Here is a 21,845-nt window from a genome sequence, read left to right as displayed (position 1 = left end):
CATCCGGCACGAAAATTACTTACTTAAATCCAGCTGATAAATAGCGAAACCGATGTCATCGGTCGCGACTTTCTTCAGCGGATACTGGCCTTTCTCTTTAATAAATGCCGCGGCTTTATCAGACGGTGATGTTTCAAAGCGAATATCCAGTGGTGTATCGCTATGAATTGGCGCCAGACGCCAGTTGTTATCTGCCGCCGGGTGAATTTCACCGGCACGCTTCGTCTCAGCACCAATCCAGGCCGCCAGCACCGAGCGGTTTTCATCCGGAGAAGCAAACGCGATGTGGCTGTCGCCGGTTCCGGCAAACTTACCGCCGTAGGCGCGGTAGTTGTTGGTCGCGACGAGGAAGGTGGCATTCGGATCGATTGGTTTGCCGTTAAAGGTCAGATTTTTAATACGTTCCGCTTTCGGGTTAATGGTCTGACATTCACCGTCGTAGCGAGCAGGTTGTGAAACATCAATCTGATAATTCACGCCGTCAATCACGTCGAAATTATAGGTACGGAAGCCATCCCAGTTAATCAACGACTGTGGTTTGCTGCTGTGGATATCAATCTGATTGAACTGCCCGGCAGAACATTCCAGCCACTCTTTCACCTCTTTACCGCTGGCTTTCACTACCACCAGAGTGTTGGGATAGAGATACAAATCAGCGGCGTTACGGAAGGTTAACTGACCTTTTTCGACTTCTACGAAGCTTGCCGGATCGTTCTTGCGTCCACCGACCTTAAACGGCGCGGCGGCGGAAAGTACCGGTAGTTTTGCCAGATCCGGATCGCCCTGAATAAAGTGTTCTACATAGGCTTTCTGCGCGTTGTTCACCACCTGTACGGTCGGGTCATCCTGTACCAGCGCCAGATAGCTGTACATGTTGTCGGCGGATTTACCGATCGGTTTACTGACAAACTCACGCGTGGCGTCGTGATCGGCTTTCAGGATCTCAACGATTTTTTTGTCTTCTGCTGCCAGTGATTTTTTGGCTGCGGCGTCATAGATCGGACGCGCCTCGGCTTTCGCCTGAGTGACCTGCCATTTACCGCTGTCGTTATTCAGCACTAAATCCACCACGCCCAGGTGATCGCCCCACATACCCGGCATCACCGCAGGAACCCCATTCAGCGTACCTTTTGTGATATCTGCGCCTTTTATATTGGCAAAGTCTTTACCTGGGAAGACGGCGTGAGCGTGACCAAACATAATGGCATCCACGCCCGGTACTTCGCTGAGGTAATAAACGGAGTTTTCCGCCATGGTTTGATATGGGTCGGCAGAAAGCCCGGAGTGAGCAACCACCACCACAACATCGGCGCCTTTTTCTCTCATTTCCGGAACGTATTTGCGTGCAGTTTCCGTAATGTCGTTCACCGTGACTTTGCCGCTGAGGTTGGCTTTATCCCAGGTCATAATCTGCGGTGGCACAAAGCCGATATAGCCAATCTTCAGCGTTTGCTTGTTCCCTTCCTTGTCGACCACCTCAGTGTCTTTGATCAAGTAAGGCGTAAACAGCGGCTTTTTGGTCTTCACGTCGATGATATTGGCGTTAACGTAAGGGAACTTCGCTCCGGCCAGCGCGTTGTGCAGATACTCCAGACCGTAGTTGAATTCATGGTTGCCGAGGTTACCCACCGCGTAATCCAGGGTATTCAGCGCCTTATATACCGGGTGAGTTTCGCCCGCTTTCAGCCCCTTGGCCGCCATGTAATCCCCGAGCGGGCTGCCCTGAATCAGATCGCCATTATCAACCAGCACGCTGTTTTTGACTTCACCACGCGCAGCGTTGATCAGACTTGCCGTACGTACCAGACCGAATTTTTCAGTCGGTGTATCTTTGTAATAATCGAAATCCATCATATTGCTATGCAAATCAGTGGTTTCCATTATACGCAGATCGAAGGTCGCGGCATTGACGCTGGCTGCAATCAGCGTTGCCAGAAGCGTTGCACTAAACTTAATCATCAGGGGCATCCTTTTAAGATCTAAGCCACAAAAGAAAATGTATATAAATCTTCTTGCTTACAGAACTGTGAATCATGACATGAATATAGCGTTTAAAACCGCAGACGCTATCACAGTTGGCGGATCCCCTGACGATCGGGTATAAGTAAAACAACGAGTTAACACCACTGACAGAAACGAGGTGGAGAATGCTAGAACATGTATGCCAGCTTGCACGGAACGCGGGCGATGCCATTATGCAGGTCTACGATGGAATCAAACCGATGGAGATTACCAGCAAGCAGGATGATTCTCCGGTCACGGCGGCAGATATCGCCGCGCATACGGTGATCCTCGAAGGATTACTGGCGCTGACGCCGGATATTCCGGTTCTGTCTGAAGAGGCGCCTCCTGGCTGGGATGTTCGCCAGCATTGGCAGCGCTACTGGCTGGTGGACCCGCTGGACGGGACCAAAGAGTTCATTAAGCGTAACGGTGAATTTACCGTCAATATTGCGCTGATCGAGAAAGGAAAGCCGGTTCTGGGCGTGGTTTACGCGCCGGTAATGAAAGTGATGTACAGCGCAGCAGAAGGTAAAGCGTGGAAAGAAGAGTGCGGCGTACGCAAACAAATTCAGGTTCGTGACGCGCGTCCGCCGCTGGTGGTCATTAGCCGCTCGCATGCCGACAATGAGTTAAAAGAGTATCTGCAACAGTTGGGCGAGCACCAGACCACCTCGACTGGCTCATCGCTGAAGTTCTGCCTGGTGGCGGAAGGGCACGCACAGCTGTATCCGCGTTTTGGGCCAACCAACGTGTGGGACACCGCCGCTGGCCATGCCGTTGCCGCCGCAGCCGGAGCGCACGTTCACGACTGGCAGGGGAAACCTCTGGATTACACCCCACGTGAATCGTTCCTCAACCCCGGCTTCCGCGTCTCTATTTACTGAGTAATTTGTGCAGCAGGGCAATTACCTGCTGTACCTCTTCCTGCGTTAATGCGCCATCTTTTGCCCACTGCACGCGTCCGTCCTTGTCGAGTACGGCGATAGCGGAGCTCTCTTCATCCAGTTGCCAGGCTTTACGCGCAATGCCATTGCTGTCGACAATGAATTGCGACCACGGGTAGAGCTTCTTATTGCTCTCCAGACTGCTGCGCACAAACATACCGGAGCCGGGAATGGCGTCATCCGTGTTGACAATAGTGGTGGTCTGGTATTTGTCGTGCGGCAGGTTGGCGGCTTTGATTGCCTCGATCAGCGTCGCATTTTTCTCTTTGGCGGAGGTGCGTCCGGCAATGTGTTGCACAATTCGCACTTTGCCTGGCAACTGCGCGCTATTCCAGCTTTTGTAGCTAAACTTATCGTTATCGAGAATCAGTTCGCCACGATCGGCGATCCCCACCGGCGGTACGCGCTGGTCAGTCTCAAACTTATGTGCGGAGGCAATCATCGGCAGTAGCAGGCACGACAGCGCCAGCAGTTTTCGTAAGGTCATAGGTTTTCCTTCTTTCTTTTATTTTGCAGGTGATCCGACCACTTGGGTCTGGAATTTAATCATATGTGCGAATGATGCTTTTTCCCGCAAGCGCGATGCCAGTTTGCGGACGGGCGCACAAATCCTGCGAAAAATGAAGGCTTATACTGAAGACAGCGAAGCGTTGAAAAGATAATTCTGAATAATTGTAACTTGAAGGTAAATAAACTTATACACGCTGGAAACATCAACGAGATAGTCTATAGTCATAGGGCATTAAAATTTGCGCCTGAGGATTGTCGGACCGATTGTGGTACCGCAAAGGCGTAATGCTCAGCAGGAGACAACAATGAAAATTTTCCAACGATACAACCCGCTGCAGGTGGCGAAGTACGTGAAGATCCTGTTTCGTGGACGGTTATATATCAAGGATGTAGGCGCTTTTGAATTTGATAAGGGTAAGATTCTTATCCCAAAAGTGAAGGACAAACTGCATTTTTCCGTGATGTCCGAAGTTAACCGTCAGGTCTTGCGTCTGCAAACTGAGATGGCTTGATCAAAGTGCTATGCAGTAGTTAAAAAAACGGCTCCTGATGGGAGCCGTTGATGTTTCTGTAAGGCGTTAAGACGCCTTTGCCTCTTCTTTTGCATCTGGCAGTTTTGGTACCAGAACGGTAGGTTTACTGTCCAGACGCGTCACCAGCAGCTGATCGATCTTGTAGTTATCGATATCCACCACTTCAAATTTGTAACCTGAATACTTCACCGAGTCGGTGCGTTTCGGGATTTTACGCAGCATGAACATCATAAAGCCGCCGATGGTTTCATAGTTGCCGGACTGCGGGAACTCGTCGATATCCAGCACGCGCATTACGTCATCAATCGGTGTACCGCCGTCGACTAACCATGAGTTTTCATCACGTGCCACAATCTGCTCTTCCAGACCCTGACCTACCAGATCGCCCATCAGCGTCGTCATAACGTCGTTGAGGGTGATAATCCCCACCACCAGCGCGTACTCGTTCATGATGACGGCAAAGTCTTCGCCTGCGGTTTTGAAGCTTTCCAGCGCTTCAGAGAGCGTCAGCGTGTCCGGGACGATCAGCGTATTGCGGATCTGTACGCCGCTGTTCAGCGCCATGCTTTGGTTTGCCAGTACGCGGTTGAGGAGATCCTTTGAATCAACATAACCAATGATGTGGTCGATATCTTCGTTACACACCAGGAATTTGGAGTGCGGATGTTCCGCCACCTTGTTCTTCAGGCTTTGCTCATCTTCATGGAGATCGAACCAGATAATATTCTCGCGCGAGGTCATTGAAGACGGGACGGTACGGGATTCCAGTTCGAACACATTTTCAATCAGCTCATGCTCCTGCTTGCGCAGAACACCCGCCAGCGCACCCGCTTCGACCACGGCGTAAATGTCATCCGAGGTGATGTCGTCTTTACGCACCATTGGGATCTTAAACAGACGGAAAATGTTGTTTGCCAGACCGTTAAAGAACCACACCAGCGGGCGGAAGACCAGCAGGCAGAAGCGCATCGGGTTGATGATACGCAAAGCCACAGCTTCTGGCGCAATCATACCGATGCGTTTCGGGGTTAAATCCGCGAACAGGATGAACAGGCCAGTAACCAGCGAGAACGACAGAATAAAGCTTAACTGTTCGGACAGCTCTGGAGTGAAGTACTTCGAGAAAAGGCTGTAAAACGCCGGGGAGAATGCTGCATCACCGACGATACCGCCGAGAATGGCGACCGCGTTAAGGCCAATTTGCACGACGGTAAAAAACATGCCGGGGTTTTCCTGCATCTTCAAAACACGTTGTGCGTTTACGTTGCCTTCATCGGCAAGCAGTTTAAGTTTTATTTTGCGTGATGCAGCAAGCGAGATCTCAGATATCGAGAAAAACGCACTCACGGCGATCAGGCAGAGAATGACTAAAATACTGTTTAACATATCTTATCCGACCGTTCGGGTCAGATCCTCGGAAGGGAGAAGTTGATACTCGTCGTCTTTCAAGCTGCAGGTGCGTTAGCTGCACTCATTCACCCCAGTCACATAGTTCTCTATGCTCCTGGGGATTCACGAGTTTGCCGCCTGCCTGCAACTCGAAATCCTTAGAGTATAAATCCAATGGAATATTCATTGAAAACCGGCTCGTGGAAGTGAGCCGGTAAATTCAGAAGCTAGTATAGCGTAAGGTACTGTAAAGTCGCCAGAGGGGGAAATTATCCTTGTGGGGGCAGGCAAACACCAATACCACCAATGCCACAATATCCGTAAGGATTTTTGTGCAGATACTGCTGGTGATCGTCCTCGGCATAATAGAACGGGGTTGCCGTAGTGATTTCCGTGGTAATGGTGCGCTCGTCGCCTGCGGCGGTCATTGCTGCCTGAAAACGTTCAAGGCTGGCCTGTGCGGCGGCGGTTTGTTCCGGCGTTAACGGGTAAATGGCGGAGCGATACTGCGTGCCCTGGTCGTTCCCCTGACGCATGCCTTGAGCCGGGTCGTGATTTTCCCAGAACACCTGCAGCAGTTGTTCGTAGCTGATAACATGCGGGTCATAGACGATGCGTACCGCTTCGGCATGCCCGGTATCGCCAGAACACACTTCACGATAGGTTGGGTTTGGGGTGTAGCCGCCGGTGTACCCGGCTGCGGTGCTGTATACCCCGGGTAATGACCAGAATAAACGTTCAACGCCCCAGAAGCATCCCATGGCGAAATAAGCTATCTCCATACCGTCGGGCACGTTGGTCATCGAATGTTGGTTAACCGCATGCAGCGTTGCCACTGGCATCGGGGTGTTGCGTCCAGGTAGCGCATCTGCTTGAGTAACAAGATGCTTTTTATCAAATAAACTCATGGCCGTTCTCCCGAAATCAGTCATTTGGGTTAAGGTTGTAACGAGACGCGTCTTTGCCCACAATAAACGGCGTGAATACGTCTAGAGTTAAACATAAGAAATATTTGGGTTGTCGTCTGTTTTTCAACTCTTATTGTTGATTTTTTGTTAAGCCGAGGAACGGCATAGTATTTTTTTCCAGGGGTGGGAAAAAAGGATATTCAGGAGAAAATGTGCCACATATCCGTCAGTTATGTTGGGTGGGATTACTGTGCTTAAGTGGCTCCGCCGCCGCCGCGAATGTTCGCTTACAGGTCGAAGGATTATCAGGACCGCTGGAGAAAAACGTCCGTGCGCAGCTGTCCACGATTCAAAGTGATGAAGTCACTCCAGACCGACGCTTTCGTGCGCGCGTTGATGATGCCATCCGCGAAGGGCTAAAAGCGCTGGGCTACTTTGAGCCGACCATTGATTTTGAACTGCGTCCACCGCCGGCAAAAGGCCGCCAGGTGCTGATTGCCAAAGTGACCCCCGGCGAGCCGGTGCTGATTGGTGGCACCGAGGTGATTTTGCGCGGTGGCGCGCGTACGGATAAAGATTATCTGGATCTGCTGAAAACGCGCCCGGCAATCGGCACCGTGCTGAATCAGGGGGACTATGACAACTTCAAAAAGTCACTCACCAGCGTGGCGCTGCGCAAAGGCTACTTCGATAGTGAATTTAATAAAAGCCAGCTCGGGATAGCGCTTGAGCGTCGCCAGGCGTTCTGGGATATCGATTACAACAGCGGCGAACGCTATCGCTTTGGGCATGTCACCTTTGAAGGCTCGCAAATTCGCGATGAGTATCTGCAAAATCTGGTGCCCTTTAAAGAAGGTGAAGAGTACGAGTCGAAAGATCTGGGCGAACTGAACCGTCGTCTGTCGGCGACCGGATGGTTTAATTCCGTGGTCGTCGCGCCGGAGTTTGATAAAGCCCGCAAAACCAAGGTGCTGCCGCTGAAAGGCGTGGTCTCACCGCGAACCGAAAACACTATCGAAACCGGGGTCGGTTATTCAACTGACGTCGGGCCACGGGTGAAGACCTCGTGGAAAAAACCGTGGATGAACTCCTACGGGCACAGCCTGACGACCAGCGCCAGTATCTCGGCGCCAGAGCAGGTGCTTGATTTCAGCTATAAAATGCCGCTGTTAAAGAACCCGCTGGAGCAGTATTACCTGGTACAGGGCGGCTTTAAGCGTACCGATTTAAACGACACCGAGCAGGATTCCACAACGCTTGCGGTTTCCCGTTACTGGGACCTCTCCAGCGGCTGGCAGCGCGCGATTAACCTGCGCTGGAGCCTCGACCACTTTACCCAGGGTAACGTCACCAACACCACTATGCTGCTCTATCCGGGCGTGATGATCAGCCGGACGCGTTCACGCGGCGGCCTGATGCCTGTCTGGGGCGACTCTCAGCGTTACTCTATTGATTACTCGAACACCGCCTGGGGTTCAGATGTTGATTTCTCCGTCTTCCAGGCGCAAAACGTCTGGATCCGCACGCTGTACGACAGGCATCGCTTTGTGATGCGCGGTAATCTCGGCTGGATTGAAACTGGAGACTTCGACAAAGTGCCGCCGGACCTGCGTTTCTTTGCCGGGGGCGATCGCAGTATTCGCGGCTACAAATACAAATCTATTTCGCCGGAAGGCAGCGACGGCAAGCTGAAAGGGGCCTCCAAGCTGGCAACCGGCTCGCTGGAATACCAGTACAACGTGACCGGTAAATGGTGGGGAGCGATGTTTGTCGATAGCGGCGAAGCGGTCAGCGACATTCGCCGAAGCGATTTCAAAACCGGTGCCGGGGTCGGCGTACGCTGGCAATCACCAGTGGGGCCTATCAAGCTCGACTTTGCCGTCCCGGTCGGCGACAAAGATGAACATGGTTTACAGTTTTACATCGGTCTGGGGCCTGAATTATGAGTTTATGGAAGAAGATAAGCCTCGGCGTGCTGATTTTTATCCTGCTGTTGTTAGGCTCGGTGGCGTTCCTCGTCGGTACCACCTCGGGCCTGCATCTGATCTTCAAAGCAGCTAATCGGTGGGTTCCGGGTCTGGAAATTGGTCAGGTCACCGGCGGCTGGCGGGATCTATCACTGAAAAATATTCGCTACGACCAGCCTGGCGTGGCGGTGAATGCTGGTGAAGTGCATTTGGCCGTGGGGCTTAACTGTCTGTGGGACAGCAGCCTGTGCGTCAACGATCTGGCGCTGAAAAACATCAACGTGGCGATCGACAGCAAAAAGATGCCGCCATCCGCGCCGGTTGAGGAAGAAGAGAGCGGTCCGCTTAATCTTTCCACGCCTTACCCCATCACGCTTTCGCGCGTGGCGCTGAACAACATCAATATCAAAATCGATGACACCACGGTTTCGGTGCTGGATTTTACCTCTGGCCTGAACTGGCAGGAAAAAACGCTGACGCTGAAGCCAACGTCATTACAGGGGCTGCTGATTGCTCTGCCTAAAGTGGCGGAAGTGGCACAGGAAGAGGTTGTCGAACCGAAGATTCAGAACCCGCAGCCGGATGAAAAGCCGCTCGGGGAAACGCTAAAAGATCTGTTCTCAAAACCGGTGCTGCCGGAAATGACCGATGTCCATCTGCCGCTCAATCTCAATATTGAAGAGTTTCGCGGCGAGCAGCTGCGCGTGACCGGAGATACGGATTTAACGGTACATAGCATGCTGCTGAAAGTGAGCAGCATAGACGGCAACATGAAGCTCGACGCGCTGGATATCGACTCGAATCAGGGAACGGTAAAAGCCAGCGGCACGGCGCAACTGACCGACACGTGGCCGGTTGATATTACGTTAAACAGCACGCTAAACATCGACCCGTTAAAAGGCGAAAAGGTGAAGCTGAAGGTTGGCGGCGCGCTGCGCGAACAGCTGGAAGTCGGCGTCAATCTGTCTGGTCCGGTAGATATGGACCTGCGTGCACAGACGCGCCTGGCAGAAGCCGGATTGCCGCTCAACATTGAGGTGGTGAGTAAGCAGGTTTACTGGCCGTTTACCGGTGAGAAACAGTTCCAGGCCGATGACATCAAGCTCAAACTGACCGGCAAGATGACCGACTATACGCTGTCGATGCGTACCGCCGTGAAAGGTCAGGATATTCCTCCAGCTACCATCACGCTGGACGCCAAAGGCAACGAGCAGCAGATTAATCTCGACAAACTCAGCGTTGCGGCGCTGGAAGGGAAAACCGAGCTGAAAGCGCTGGTGGACTGGCAGCAGGCGATCAGCTGGCGCGGGGAGCTAACGCTGGATGGTATCAATACCGCGAAAGCGATCCCGGACTGGCCGTCAAAACTGAATGGCCTGGTGAAAACGCGCGGCAGTCTGTACGGCGGAAGCTGGCAGATGGAGGTTCCGGAGCTGAAGCTGACCGGCAACGTGAAGCAGAACAAGGTCAATGTGAACGGTTCGCTGAAGGGGAACAGCTACCTGCAGTGGACGATTCCGGGCCTGCATCTGGAACTGGGACGCAACAGTGCGGACGTAAAAGGCGAACTGGGGGTTAAAGACCTCAACCTCGACGCGACGATTGATGCCCCAAGCCTGGATAACGCGCTGCCGGGATTAGGCGGGACGGCGAAAGGGCTGGTAAAAGTTCGCGGTACGGTTGAAGCGCCGCAGCTGCTGGTGGATATTACCGCCCGTGGTCTGCGCTGGCAGGAACTTTCCGTTGCTCAGGTGCGCGTCGAAGGCGATGTGAAATCGGCCGAGCAAATCGCCGGTAATCTCAACGTTCGTGTAGAGCGAATTGTACAACCTGACGTGAATATTGGTCTGGTGACGCTCAACGCCAAAGGCAGTGAAAAGCAGCATGAACTGCAGTTACGCATTCAGGGTGAGCCGGTTTCAGGGCAACTGGATCTTGCCGGGAGCTTTGATCGCAAAGAACAGCGCTGGAAAGGGGAGTTAAGCAATACCCGCTTCCAGACGCCGGTCGGTCCGTGGTCGCTCAACCGGGCTATCGCGCTGGATTATCGTAATCAGGAACAGAAAATTAGTATCGGACCGCACTGCTGGAACAACCCGAATGCGGAGCTGTGCGTACCACAAACCATTGATGCCGGTGCAGAAGGTCGCGCGGTGGTGAATCTTAACCGCTTCGACCTGGCGATGCTAAAACCGTTTATGCCGGAGACAACCCAGGCCAGCGGTGTGTTCACTGGCAAAGCTGATGTGAGCTGGGACACCACCAAAGAGGGGCTGCCACAGGGGCAGGTCACCCTGAGCGGACGTAACGTCAAGGTCACGCAAAGCGTGAATGATGCCCCGCTCCCCGTGGCGTTTGAAACGCTGAATCTGACCGCCGACCTGCACAACAACCGTGCCGAGTTGGGCTGGCTGATTCGTCTGACCAACAACGGGCAGTTTGACGGACAGGTGCAGGTAACGGACCCGCAAGGGCGTCGTAATCTGGGCGGTAACGTCAATATTCGCAACTTCAATCTGGCGATGGTGAACCCCATCTTCTCGCGCGGTGAAAAAGCGGCAGGGATGATCAACGCCAACCTGCGGCTGGGCGGCGATGTGCAAAGCCCGCAGTTGCTCGGACAGCTGCAACTGAGTGGTCTGGATATCGACGGTAACTTCATGCCGTTTGACATGCAGCCAAGCCAGTTAGCCGTTAACTTCAATGGAACACGCTCAACGCTGGCGGGCGTGGTGCGTACGCAGCAGGGAGAAATTAACCTGAGCGGCGATGCCGACTGGAGTCAGATAGACAACTGGCGGGCGCGTGTCGCGGCTAAAGGCAGCAGGGTACGTATTACCGTACCGCCGATGGTCCGCCTCGACGTATCGCCTGACGTGGTCTTTGAAGCCACGCCGAGCCTGTTTACTCTCGATGGTAACGTGGATGTGCCGTGGGCGCGTATCGTGGTACATGACCTGCCGGAAAGTGCGGTTGGGGTTTCCAGCGATATGGTCATGCTTAACAACAACCTGCAGCCCGAGAAACCGCAGACCGCCGGCATTCCGATCAACAGCAACCTGAACATCCACGTTGGTAACAACGTGCGTCTTGACGCCTTTGGTCTGAAAGCGCGTCTGACGGGCGATCTGAAAGTGGTGCAGGATAAGCAAGGTCTGGGACTTAACGGGCAAATTAATATCCCGAGCGGTCGCTTCCACGCCTATGGTCAGGATCTGATTGTGCGTAAGGGCGAGCTGTTGTTCTCCGGTCCGCCGGATCAGCCGTTGCTCAACATCGAAGCGATTCGTAACCCAGATGCCACCGAAGACGACGTGATCGCTGGCGTTCGCGTCACCGGTACCGCCGATGAACCGAAGGCGGAGATCTTCTCCGACCCGGCAATGTCGCAGCAAATGGCGCTTTCCTACCTGCTACGTGGACAAGGGCTGGATAGCGAACAGAGCGATAGCGCAGCGATGACTTCAATGCTTATTGGTCTGGGGGTTGCACAAAGTGGTCAGGTTGTGGGTAAAATCGGGGAGACATTTGGCGTAAGCAATCTGGCACTGGACACGCAAGGGGTGGGCGACTCATCTCAGGTGGTTGTCAGCGGATACGTACTGCCAGGTCTGCAGGTGAAATATGGTGTGGGTATATTTGACTCCTTAGCGACACTCACGCTACGTTATCGTCTGATGCCTAAGCTATATCTGGAAGCAGTGTCTGGCGTAGATCAGGCACTTGATTTGCTCTATCAGTTCGAGTTTTAGCAATGCGAATATTTGTCTACGGCAGTTTACGAACCAAACAAGGCAACAGCCACTGGATGACCAATGCCCTGTTGCTGGGAAATTTCAGTATCGATAACTACCAGTTGTACAGCCTGGGCCACTATCCAGGCGCGGTTCCGGGAAATGGAACAGTACACGGGGAAGTTTATCGTATTGATAACGCCACGCTGGCAGAGCTTGACGCTCTGCGTACCCGTGGCGGTGAATACGCACGCCAGTTAATTCAAACGCCGTACGGAAGTGCATGGATGTACGTGTACCAACGTCCGGTTGATGGCTTAACGCTGATTGAAAGCGGTAACTGGTTAGACAGAGACCAGTACTGATATATCGTCTACCAGAATAAACAACGCCGCCTTCGGGTGGCGTTGTTTATTAAAGGCTTAAAACTCCACGCGCGCGCCGAGGTTATAGCGGCGTCCTTCCACCTGCGCGGATTCATTCCATGCAGTCGTCAGTTTCGGATCTTCATCCAGCACGTTGTAGATCCCTGCCATCAGCTGCGTGTGCGTATTGAGCTTATAACGTACGCCTACGTCGACCATCGTGTAGTCATCGTACTTATAGTTATTGCCGCTGTTGCGGTTACTGCTGCGGTAATTCACCGTACTCCATACGTCCAGACTCTGCGTTGCCGCCCAGTTCAGCGACAGGTTCGCCATATGGCGCGGGTAATCGTTGAGCGCGTAGCCTTTGTTTACGCCGCTTTTCTGTTCGCTATGGTTCCAGGTGTAGTTAGCGTTGGCTTTTACATCGGCGCTAATCTGCCAGTCGGCATTCAGTTCTATGCCGTACACGTCCGCCTTGCTGACGTTGAAGTATTTACTGACGGAGTCCGCCTTGTAGCCATTCACGGAGCACTGATTCGTCGATGTAGTTTCGCAAATGGTTTGTTCAGCAATTTTGTCTTTGAACTGCGTATAGAAGACGGTGCTATCCAGTGACAGCGCATTCCCCGTCCAGTAGAGGCCCAGCTCAGAGTTAACGCTTTGTTCTGGTTTCAGATCGTCGTTACCGACGGTCAGGAAGGGATAAGGTACGGTCGAGCCGTATGGGGTGACAAAGTCGCTGGATGTCGCACGCAGCTCAGGTTTTTTATAACCTGCGGAAACGCCGCCCTTCAGCGCCCAGTCATTGCTGAAGGCCCAGTTACCGTACATTTTCGGCGTAATATGTGTGCCAAAGTTATCATCCTGGTCCATACGCGCTGATGTGGTCAGGATGAAGTCGTCAATGCTCCAGCCGTCTTCAGCAAACAATGCCCAACCGTTACGGCTGATTTTTGTCACTGGCTCAGATCCGGGCAGCGTTTTGTTGGCCACATCAAAGCGGTCATTCAACTCTTCGCGGGTGAAATTCGCCCCAACGGTCAGTTTATGGTTGTCGAGCGTGAAGGTGGTTTGCGAATTAGCGACGTAGTTCTCCATCTGTACATACTGCGGCGACTGGCCGTCATAAACGTACTTCGAACGGCCTTTTTCATAATTTATGTAGTTGGTCGTTGCAATGGTGTCGTCGGCATACCAGCCGGTATGCGTTAAGGTGGCGGCGTTACGATCGAACAGCCATGACCACGGCGCGCCGCGCTTCTGGGTACGGTTTTTCTCCTGCTCACCGGTGACCACATTGAGGTCGAACAGGTTATTTTCGCTAGCGGCCAGGCCCAGCGTCATATCAACGGATTTACGGTTGTGTTTGCCGAAATAGTTATTGCGATCGTCATCGCGACGGTCGAGCCAGTCGGCCGCTACGCTAAGGCCGAGAACATCGGGCACAATCGGCCCCATGGTAAACAGATTCATCTGGCTGGTATTACCCAAATACTGGTGTTCCTGAAGCCAGGTATTGGCGGCAATTGCCGTCGTCCACTCTTTTGCGCCATACGGTTTTTTGGTAATCACGTTGACCACACCGCCGATGGCATCTGAGCCGTACAGCGAGGACATGGGCCCGCGGATAACTTCGATACGCTCAATGGCCTCCATCGGCGGTAAGAAGTTGGCTTCAGTACCGATGTCATGTCCGTAAGGGCGAGATTCACCGGTATTTTGTTTGACGCTGTTGACCATAAACGCGGTATAGGACGGGTCCATGCCGCGAATCATAATGCTGCCAGCGTTCATACCGCTGCTGTTGGTGACCGAGACGCCAGGAAGGTTTTTAATCGCTTCACCAATGCTACGGTCCGGCTGAATATCCAGCGTTTTACGATCGATAACGGAAATGGTGGCCGGCGCTTCGCGCTTTTGCTGCGAGAACCCGGATGCGGTGATCACCATTTCATCTTCGCTATTGCGTGAGGTTTCGGTGAGTTCTTCTGCCTGAGTGGGGAAAATAACACCGCCTGAGAATGCAACGATCCCTGTCAGCGTAATAAGTTGACGCGTTTTCATAATATAGACACCTGAAAAGTAAAAAATAAAAGCATCACCTTGCAGCCCAGAAAAGCTGCAAGGTGTCAGAAGCGTTATTAATTATTAATATTTGGAGAGGTCGATTTTCAGCATGTAATCGGGCTTCACACCTGCCGTTTTTTCCGGCTGTTTGACGCTGACATACAGAGTGTTGGCATCAGACGAGAGCGCCAGGCTATTAGGTAACGCATTGGTTTCAATGCTTTGTTTTACCTGATAAGTCTTGCTGTCCACAATGCTGATACGCTTTGCATTACGGTGGGTGATATACACTTCCTGGCGCTTTTCGTTATATATCACTGCCAGCGAGTTGATAACCTTAATGGGCGCAATAACCTTACCGGTATTAATATCAACAACCAGTACATCCGCTAAATCAGGATCGGTCAGGAATGCGCGATTATTTTTTGCATCCAAAGCAATATTCAGGAAAAAATGTTTTTTGCCTGGCTCAATACTAAAGCGGTTAATAATTTGATGGTTAGTGGTATCCAGCGTAATAAGTTCGTTGCGGCCATTTACGACATACAGGCGGTTCTTATTGGCATCTACGGCCATGCCGGTCGGATACTGGCCCATGTTTTCAAGGGTGGCGATTTTCTCGCGCTTTTGCGTATCCACCACCCAGACAATACCCTTTTCAGCCACGCCGGAAACGTACAGGCGGTGATGCTGTTTATCGAGCACCATTTCGCGGGTATGGACAATTTCTTTCGGGTTTTTGGCTTCGCTCAGTTGCAGTATCGCCAGCTCTTTACCGCTGCGGGTATCAATGAGCGTGACCGAACCCTCCAGCGTGTTGCCGACATACAGCACCTGGTTTTCTGCATCCAGGGCAGTGGCAAAGGCACGACGGCTGGTTTCGATAACTTCAGTCGTGGTGAGTTTCTCCAGATCGAGTTTATAGATAAGCCCGCTGGTTTTATCTTTATCAAACGACGGCGACGAGGCAGCAAAAAGCGCATTCTGCTGGCTATCAACCGCCAGTTCATATACGCCGTTGCCAACGTCGCGGGTCAGAAAATCTTGCTCAGGTAGCGTCTGCGCCACGCTGGACAGGCTGGTAAATAACAGTGCTGTGGCGAGAGCCACGCAGGAATAGCGTTTCAGGGACTTCACATTGTGGAGGTTCATTGACTTTTATTCACATTTATTTACATGCTGAGAATGATAATGAGATCTAATCTCATTCGCAATTAAGATAAATGAAATGTGACTACCCAATCTGGTAGGTGTATATGGCCATGTTTTATGTATGGGTATTTATAGCAAAAATCACGATAGCTCAGTTGACGTTACTGCAATTAGGTTATGTTAATAAATATATCTAATTATTCCTGAAATAATATTCTTCGTATTTATGATTATATAATTTATTTAATTTGATCTGCCTGGTATAAATAATTTAACGCCATAGGCAATATTACTCAGTGTATAAATTTACTAACTAGGGAGGATAGTAATGGATGAGCAATATTGTTTATCTTAAACTTATTGGTGAACAACAAACCGATATTTCTGATGGATGTGGCACAACTGATTCAGTCGGTAATCGTTGGCAACAGAATCATGTGAATGAAATATTTGTTTTTTCTCTGGTTGCAGGAGTAGCGAGTACAGGTAACGGTACGAATCTACAGAACTTAACATTCAGTAAGCAAATAGATAAAAGCTCACCACTATTAATGAATGCGATTAATAACAATGAAAACCTGTTTCTAGAGTTTTGGTTTTATCGCATAAATAGATATGGTCAATGGGAGAGGTATTATTATATTCAGCTCAGAGGTGCATCGATATCAAGCATTCAGATGAGAGTTATAAAAGACGAGATACATACAGAAACAATATCTGTTGATTATGATTATATTCTCAGTAAACATCTGATAAGTAATACTGAGTTTAGCTATCTTGCTCTGCCTGCAGAATACAATAAGTTGTTTGTTCCTGTGCCGAAACCCCAGACTCAAACCCTTAACAGCGCTGGTATAGGTCGACTGCTGGCGGCAGGGGGGATTTATAACGGCAACATCGAGGGGTTCAGGGACACTGCAGAAAAATTGGGGGGTGATGCACCTATCGGTTTTAATCAGATAATTAATGACCAGACCAAGGGATTGCTGATTGCGGGGGCTTCAATAACTGCAGGGTTAGGGATTGGTAAGTTGAGTACGGCCAGTGCGCTGGCTGAGATATCGAATTATAGTAAGATTCCATCCCTTGAATCCCCTTATTTAAAAGGGTTCACATCAGAGGCTGAAACATTACTCAATGCCAAACATGCAGTTATCGATCCGAAAAAAATGGCATCTTATGCTTTAAATCCAGAGCATCCTGTTGGGGGGAATAAAGCGAGAGTTTTCGAATCAGCTTTGGGTTTTAACCCATCTAATGCAGGGATCTTAGTTTCCAGAGTTCAGCAGGGAATCATATCTAGCTCTGCTGAGTTAGGGGCCTATGATAAATTTGGTCAAAGAATGTCCGTCGATATACCGATTATTGGGGTGAACGGAGAAACCGCGATAGTTCGTACAGGTTGGATGTATGAGACTGACTCGCTAGTGCCTCGTATGACGACCATCTATGTAAAATAGTAAGGCTAAATAATGAAATTATCACCTTTAGACGTTGTGTTTCTGAATGTTGATTTGCCAGGCGATGGTTTAACGAAGGGTCAGGTCGGTGCAGTTATTGATGTGTATTACTCACCGTCATTAGCTTACGAAGTTGAGTTTTGTGACAAAGAAGGAAAGACTATTGCATCTTTGGCTCTATCATCGGAGCAACTGACCAAAGATTTTACTTATATTCCGTGACCATATGACTGCGGAGAATATGGGGCTATGGTTTTATTATGAAAGAAAATGAGTTAAAAATCTTCTTGAGAAAGAAAAGGTATCAAAACCTCTCTATTCACTAAACGGAGGATTGCCTAATGAGTAGTTATACCTTGATTTTGAAATTGATAAATGGATAGTTTATTACTTTGAAAAGTGGTAAGAACGAGAGTTGTCGAATTTATTATGGAAGATGATGCCTGTGATTATATGTATAAAGAGATTCAATCAATAAATGAAGTCAATTACATATCATGACTGGATGAATCACATACCAAGGGATAACAGTTTATTCGCATCTACTGATTGTTTAGTTTTTGGTTCTAAAGGTCTTTCTTATCAATACTTTGGGTTCGTAGATAGTTATGTTGGCTGGAGGCTCATTTGGTGTGAATCGTGTGGTCACGGAGTGAGAATTTCAAGAACACAAATACCGTTAGGAGAAAATGTATTAATTAATGAAAAGGAGCAGGATCTTTTTTTTGAAACTAAACCCTATCTGAAGTTAATGGCGTAATGTTATAAATGATTGCGAATATTGAATTTAACGTACTGAAAGTTATGGCTGAGAAAGACAAAGACTGGAATTGTTATCTTCTTGATCGGGTACTTTCTGTAAGAGATATTCCAGGTTTTGGTAATGTAGTCAGAATTGTTAATAGCTTGGCTGATCAGGGCCTTGTAGAAATCATTGATATCGAAAATGCTACTCAACCTGACTATCGAGTTACTGATGAAGGGCATGAGTATGTAAAAAACCATCATTCAGGAGATTAATAGCAGAATGACCAATGCCAGTCAGTGGTTAATCGATTCCTTTCTTTCCGGTGTGCTATCCGCTTCAGAGTTTGATAAGCAATATAGTGTTGCCTGGCGAAATTATAGGGACTCTGATGATATAAATGAAATTGATGAAAATACAAAATTGTATGTAGATAGCGTATTTACAGCTTTAGATCTTTATTGTTCTGATCCTAAACTCAGAGATGACAATGATCTGGATGATTGTGCTTTGCTAAGTGAAGTCGCTTCTTTGAATAAGTGGTGGTGAGGGATCGATTGATCCGTATATGCATCACCACTCAGGGCGAGTCACTGCATCAAAAAAAGCCCCTCATAAAACGAGGGGCTTCAATCAGTTATGCTGACTTAGAAAGCGAACTTACTTCTTCGCGCGCTCGAAGGAAGCAACGATTTCAGCTTTAGCAGCTTCAGCGTTGTCCCAACCATCAACTTTTACCCATTTGCCCGCTTCGAGATCTTTGTAGTGTTCGAAGAAGTGGGTGATCTGCGCTTTCAGCAGTTCCGGCAGGTCGGTCACATCTTTGATGTGATCGTATTCTTTGCTCAGCTTGGTGTGCGGTACCGCAACCAGTTTCGCATCTTCACCGGATTCGTCGGTCATTTTCAGTACGCCAACCGGACGGCAGCGGATCACTGAACCTGGCTCCAGCGGGTACGGAGTCGGGACCAGAACGTCTACCGGGTCACCATCCAGAGACAGGGTGTGGTTGATGTAACCGTAGTTGCACGGATAGAACATCGCGGTGGACATGAAGCGGTCAACGAACAGGGCGCCGCTCTCTTTGTCAACTTCGTATTTGATCGGATCTGCGTTCGCAGGGATCTCGATAACAACGTAGATATCTTCCGGCAGGTCTTTACCGGCAGGGACGTTGAGTAAGCTCATGTCTGTTTCCTTTAAATAAGCTATGGCAAACAAGTGGCGGGTATTATAGCCAACTCGCGCGGAATGTCTCCGCTTGTTTTCGCTTTCTCTGCGTGCATTTTCTTCTTTTTACCTCTCTCTCGTGACAGAAAAATCCATATCTTCAGCCGCATTTTTCATAGTGAGATGAAAGCGATTACAAAGTTGTGATTAACGTTTTATTTACTTTTTTGAAGTGTGATGTAACGCAATCCGTTACATGCTCAATTGTCTATAGTTTTTTCGCAACGGTTAATTAACCAACAATAATCACCCTACGAGGACGCACTTATGTGGAAGCGCTTACTTTTAGTCACAGCAGTTTCGGCAGCCATGTCGTCTATGGCAATGGCAGCCCCTTTAACCGTAGGATTTTCGCAGGTTGGCTCTGAATCCGGCTGGCGCGCCGCAGAAACCAACGTCGCGAAAAGCGAGGCCGAAAAGCGGGGAATTACGCTGAAAATCGCTGATGGCCAGCAAAAGCAGGAAAACCAGATTAAAGCAGTCCGCTCATTTGTTGCGCAGGGCGTCGACGCCATCTTTATTGCGCCGGTCGTGGCAACGGGTTGGGAGCCGGTTTTAAAAGAAGCTAAAGATGCCGACATTCCGGTCTTTTTGCTCGATCGTTCCATCGATGTAAAAGACAAATCTCTCTATATGACCACCGTCACCGCCGACAACGTGCTGGAAGGTAAATTGATCGGCGACTGGCTGATTAAACAAGTGGATGGCAAGCCGTGTAACGTCGTTGAGCTGCAAGGGACCGTTGGGGCCAGCGTGGCGATCGATCGTAAGAAAGGCTTTGCTGAAGCTATCGCTAATGCGCCAAACATCAAAATTATTCGCTCTCAGTCCGGTGACTTCACCCGCAGTAAAGGGAAAGAAGTGATGGAGAGCTTTATCAAAGCGGAAAACAACGGCAAGAACATCTGTATGGTTTACGCCCACAACGATGACATGGTGATCGGTGCGATTCAGGCGATCAAAGAAGCGGGCCTGAAACCTGGCAAAGATATTCTCACCGGTTCTATCGATGGCGTACCGGATATCTACAAAGCGATGATTGACGGTGAAGCCAACGCCAGCGTCGAACTGACGCCGAATATGGCCGGCCCGGCATTCGACGCACTGGAGAAATTCAAAAAAGACGGCACGATGCCTGAGAAGCTGACCATTACCAAGTCGATCCTCTATCTGCCGGATACGGCAAAAGAAGAGTTAGAGAAGAAGAAAAACATGGGCTACTAAGCCTTCATGAAAATGCCGGGGGCGCTGCGCTTGCCCGGCCTACATTACGCTCTTTTGTAGGCCGGATAAGCGTAGCGCCATCCGGCGTGATGCAGGGGGAACCATGACCACCGACCAACATCAGGAAATCCTCCGCACCGAAGGATTAAGCAAATTCTTTCCCGGCGTCAAAGCGTTGGATAACGTGGATTTCAGCTTGCGTCGTGGTGAGATTATGGCGCTGCTGGGAGAAAACGGAGCCGGCAAATCGACGCTCATCAAAGCGCTGACCGGCGTTTACCATGCCGATCGCGGCACTATCTGGCTTGAAGGCCAACCGATCACCCCCAAAAACACCGCCCATGCCCAACAACTGGGGATTGGCACCGTGTACCAGGAAGTGAACCTGCTGCCCAATATGTCGGTTGCCGATAACTTATTTATTGGTCGTGAACCGCGGCGCTTTGGCCTGCTTCAGCGCAAGCAGATGGAAAAACGCGCGACGGAGCTGATGGCGTCATACGGTTTTTCCCTCGACGTGCGCGAGCCGCTGAACCGCTTTTCCGTGGCGATGCAACAAATCGTCGCCATCTGTCGGGCGATCGATCTCTCCGCGAAAGTGCTGATCCTTGATGAGCCGACCGCCAGCCTTGATACCCAGGAAGTTGAAATGCTGTTTGGCCTGATGCGGCATCTGCGCGATCGGGGCGTCAGCCTGATCTTCGTCACCCACTTTCTTGATCAGGTTTATCAGGTCAGCGATCGCATTACCGTTCTGCGTAACGGCGGCTTCGTTGGCTGCCGTGAAACCCGAGAACTGCCTCAGATCGAACTGGTCAAAATGATGCTGGGCCGTGAACTGGATACCCATGCGCTACAGCGTGCGGGCCGCACGTTGCTGAGTGATAAACCGGTGGCGGCATTCAGCGGCTTTGGCAAAAAAGGCACCATCGCGCCATTTGATCTACAGGTGCGTCCCGGTGAGATCGTCGGTCTCGCCGGACTACTGGGATCCGGGCGAACGGAAACGGCGGAGGTGATCTTCGGTATTAAACCCGCCGACAGCGGAAGTGCGCTGATCAAAGGCAAACCGCAGACCTTGCGATCGCCACATCAGGCTTCGTGTCTGGGGATCGGCTTCTGTCCGGAGGATCGCAAAACGGATGGCATTATTGCTGCTGCTTCGGTGCGGGAAAACATCATTCTGGCATTGCAGGCGCAGCGCGGCTGGCTGCGGCCTATTCCCCGGAAAGAGCAAAACGAGATTGCCGAGCGTTTTATCCGCCAGCTTGGTATTCGTACTCCGAACGCTGAGCAGCCGATCGAATTTCTCTCCGGCGGCAATCAGCAAAAAGTATTGCTCTCGCGTTGGTTACTGACCAAACCGCAGTTCCTGATCCTCGATGAACCCACGCGTGGGATCGACGTTGGCGCGCATGCGGAGATCATCCGCCTGATCGAAACGCTGTGCGCGGATGGTCTGGCGCTGCTGGTCATTTCATCCGAACTGGAAGAGTTAGTGGGCTATGCCGATCGGGTCATTATTATGCGCGATCGCAAACAGGTGGCCGAGATCCCCCTGGCTGAACTGTCCGTACCGGCGATCATGAATGCCATTGCGGCCTAAGGAG

General features: G+C 50.7%; 18 protein-coding genes. 11 read left to right on the top strand and 7 right to left on the bottom strand.

Annotated features, from left to right (window positions below; all coding sequences use genetic code 11):
• Positions 1-15 precede the first annotated feature (15 nt).
• The gene (gene cpdB, locus OGX97_RS05635) at positions 16-1,959 is read right to left on the bottom strand and encodes a 2',3'-cyclic-nucleotide 2'-phosphodiesterase (RefSeq protein WP_279850977.1); all 1,944 of its coding nucleotides are present in this window, start codon (positions 1,957-1,959) and stop codon (positions 16-18) included.
• Between the two features lie 188 nt (positions 1,960-2,147).
• Between cpdB and cysQ the strand changes: the two genes are divergently transcribed.
• Positions 2,148-2,888: a 3'(2'),5'-bisphosphate nucleotidase CysQ gene (gene cysQ, locus OGX97_RS05630; protein ID WP_279850978.1), complete on the top strand. Its 741-nt coding sequence runs from the start codon at positions 2,148-2,150 to the stop codon at positions 2,886-2,888.
• Here the strand turns inward: cysQ and OGX97_RS05625 are convergent.
• A complete protein-coding gene (locus tag OGX97_RS05625) occupies positions 2,878-3,435 on the bottom strand; it encodes a YtfJ family protein (RefSeq protein ID WP_048215073.1) in 558 nt (185 codons plus the stop codon). The genes cysQ and OGX97_RS05625 overlap by 11 nt on opposite strands.
• 328 nt (positions 3,436-3,763) lie before the next feature.
• On the opposite strand from OGX97_RS05625, the gene OGX97_RS05620 reads away from it, so the two are divergent.
• Positions 3,764-3,970, top strand: coding sequence for a DUF1107 domain-containing protein (locus OGX97_RS05620; protein ID WP_003025710.1), 207 nt, complete (start codon positions 3,764-3,766; stop codon positions 3,968-3,970).
• Positions 3,971-4,036: 66 nt separating this feature from the next.
• On the opposite strand, the gene OGX97_RS05615 is transcribed toward OGX97_RS05620, so the two are convergent.
• Both OGX97_RS05615 and msrA read right to left on the bottom strand, forming a co-directional pair.
• Positions 4,037-5,377 carry a hemolysin family protein gene (locus OGX97_RS05615; RefSeq protein WP_003830418.1) on the bottom strand — a complete coding sequence of 447 codons (1,341 nt, stop codon included), beginning with the start codon at positions 5,375-5,377 and terminating at the stop codon, positions 4,037-4,039.
• A gap of 272 nt (positions 5,378-5,649) precedes the next feature.
• Positions 5,650-6,288: a peptide-methionine (S)-S-oxide reductase MsrA gene (gene msrA, locus OGX97_RS05610; RefSeq protein ID WP_279850979.1), complete on the bottom strand. Its 639-nt coding sequence runs from the start codon at positions 6,286-6,288 to the stop codon at positions 5,650-5,652.
• Positions 6,289-6,500: 212 nt separating this feature from the next.
• Here msrA and tamA point away from each other — a divergent pair, with 212 nt between their 5' ends.
• Genes tamA through OGX97_RS05595 form a run of 3 tightly spaced genes read left to right on the top strand, consistent with a single transcriptional unit; the run spans position 6,501 to position 12,354 of the window.
• Positions 6,501-8,234, top strand: coding sequence for an autotransporter assembly complex protein TamA (gene tamA / locus OGX97_RS05605; RefSeq protein ID WP_003025718.1), 1,734 nt, complete (start codon positions 6,501-6,503; stop codon positions 8,232-8,234).
• Positions 8,231-12,007, top strand: a complete 3,777-nt coding sequence (tamB, locus tag OGX97_RS05600) for an autotransporter assembly complex protein TamB (RefSeq protein ID WP_279850980.1) — start codon at positions 8,231-8,233, stop codon at positions 12,005-12,007. The genes tamA and tamB overlap by 4 nt, the downstream gene beginning before the upstream one ends.
• Before the next feature lie 2 nt (positions 12,008-12,009).
• A complete protein-coding gene (locus OGX97_RS05595; RefSeq protein WP_003025723.1) occupies positions 12,010-12,354 on the top strand; it encodes a gamma-glutamylcyclotransferase family protein in 345 nt (114 codons plus the stop codon).
• A gap of 57 nt (positions 12,355-12,411) precedes the next feature.
• On the opposite strand, the gene OGX97_RS05590 is transcribed toward OGX97_RS05595, so the two are convergent.
• Positions 12,412-14,421 (bottom strand): TonB-dependent receptor domain-containing protein, encoded by a 2,010-nt coding sequence (locus OGX97_RS05590; RefSeq protein WP_235125677.1) that lies wholly within the window; start codon positions 14,419-14,421, stop codon positions 12,412-12,414.
• 84 nt (positions 14,422-14,505) lie between these two features.
• A complete protein-coding gene (gene yncE, locus OGX97_RS05585; protein ID WP_057066562.1) occupies positions 14,506-15,576 on the bottom strand; it encodes a 7-bladed beta-propeller protein YncE in 1,071 nt (356 codons plus the stop codon).
• Between the two features lie 332 nt (positions 15,577-15,908).
• Here yncE and tssD point away from each other — a divergent pair, with 332 nt between their 5' ends.
• The 4 genes from tssD (at position 15,909) to OGX97_RS05565 (ending at position 18,330) form a co-directional block, all read left to right on the top strand.
• On the top strand, positions 15,909-17,036 hold the full coding sequence (tssD, locus tag OGX97_RS05580; RefSeq protein WP_235125675.1) for a type VI secretion system tube protein TssD: 1,128 nt from the start codon (positions 15,909-15,911) through the stop codon (positions 17,034-17,036).
• Positions 17,037-17,048: 12 nt separating this feature from the next.
• Positions 17,049-17,258, top strand: coding sequence for a DUF4926 domain-containing protein (locus OGX97_RS05575; RefSeq protein WP_060682836.1), 210 nt, complete (start codon positions 17,049-17,051; stop codon positions 17,256-17,258).
• Positions 17,259-17,804: 546 nt separating this feature from the next.
• Positions 17,805-18,056: a MarR family transcriptional regulator gene (locus OGX97_RS05570; protein ID WP_198802572.1), complete on the top strand. Its 252-nt coding sequence runs from the start codon at positions 17,805-17,807 to the stop codon at positions 18,054-18,056.
• A 7-nt stretch (positions 18,057-18,063) separates the two neighbouring features.
• Positions 18,064-18,330: a colicin immunity domain-containing protein gene (locus OGX97_RS05565; protein WP_224759905.1), complete on the top strand. Its 267-nt coding sequence runs from the start codon at positions 18,064-18,066 to the stop codon at positions 18,328-18,330.
• Between the two features lie 111 nt (positions 18,331-18,441).
• Here the strand turns inward: OGX97_RS05565 and ppa are convergent, their stop codons facing one another.
• Positions 18,442-18,969, bottom strand: a complete 528-nt coding sequence (ppa, locus tag OGX97_RS05560; protein ID WP_003025726.1) for an inorganic diphosphatase — start codon at positions 18,967-18,969, stop codon at positions 18,442-18,444.
• Positions 18,970-19,278: 309 nt separating this feature from the next.
• Between ppa and ytfQ the strand changes: the two genes are divergently transcribed.
• The gene (gene ytfQ / locus OGX97_RS05555; RefSeq protein ID WP_008786033.1) at positions 19,279-20,235 is read left to right on the top strand and encodes a galactofuranose ABC transporter substrate-binding protein YtfQ; all 957 of its coding nucleotides are present in this window, start codon (positions 19,279-19,281) and stop codon (positions 20,233-20,235) included.
• Positions 20,236-20,338: 103 nt separating this feature from the next.
• Positions 20,339-21,841: a galactofuranose ABC transporter, ATP-binding protein YtfR gene (gene ytfR / locus OGX97_RS05550; protein ID WP_048215067.1), complete on the top strand. Its 1,503-nt coding sequence runs from the start codon at positions 20,339-20,341 to the stop codon at positions 21,839-21,841.
• The last annotated feature ends 4 nt before the right edge of the window (positions 21,842-21,845 follow it).

Origin of the sequence: Citrobacter sp. Cpo061, assembly GCF_030332845.1 — a bacterium.
Lineage (GTDB): Bacteria > Pseudomonadota > Gammaproteobacteria > Enterobacterales > Enterobacteriaceae > Citrobacter > Citrobacter portucalensis.
Note: the sequence above shows the minus strand (reverse complement) of the source record. Positions and strands in the feature narration are given on the sequence as shown.